This window comes from Pseudoalteromonas sp. S558 (assembly GCF_005886635.1).
Classification (GTDB): Bacteria; Pseudomonadota; Gammaproteobacteria; order Enterobacterales; family Alteromonadaceae; genus Pseudoalteromonas; species Pseudoalteromonas aliena.
This window is the reverse complement of record NZ_PNDU01000562.1, coordinates 1-566: the sequence shown is the minus strand read 5'-3', so window position 1 is coordinate 566 and position 566 is coordinate 1. Positions and strand designations below refer to the sequence as shown.

The following is a 566-nucleotide window of genomic DNA, read 5'->3' as shown; positions in this document are numbered from 1 at the left end:
AACTCAGCAATCCGCAAATACTAACTTAGCAGACATTGAGCCAAATCATCAGCCATGGGAGGCCGGTTCAATATACGTAGCTGGTGATGTAGTCACTCACAACAACAGCCTATTTATTGCTGCCTTTTGGGTTAAAGGGATTGAACCAATAGAAAATCAACCGCATTGGGATGGTTGGATTTGGGTACAAGATACAGTGATAAAAAAGTGGCAAGCAAACAAGGTATACCGAGGTGGCAATTTGGTAAAACACAATACCGACTATTATTTTGCCCGTTATTGGAATAAGAATAATAAACCCAAACCCCATAGCAGCTGGCAACGCATTCAAGACTTATTTTACCTAACACCAGATTTACCTCCTGCGCACCCAGATGACTATAAAACGCTAGACGGTATTGACCAAAATGATAATGGTATTCGTGATGATTATGAACGGCTTGTATATGAAAAGTTTGATTCACCGCAGCTCATCACTTTTAGTTTAGGCACTGCCTCAACGTTACAATTAGTTATTGATATTGAACAAGGTCGTATGCCAAATTTAGATGCGGAAATTTGTAAAC

General features: G+C 39.8%; 1 pseudogene. It reads left to right on the top strand.

What is annotated here, in order from left to right:
- Positions 1-566 (top strand): annotated as a pseudogene (locus tag CWB66_RS21430) (chitodextrinase); the annotation flags it as partial.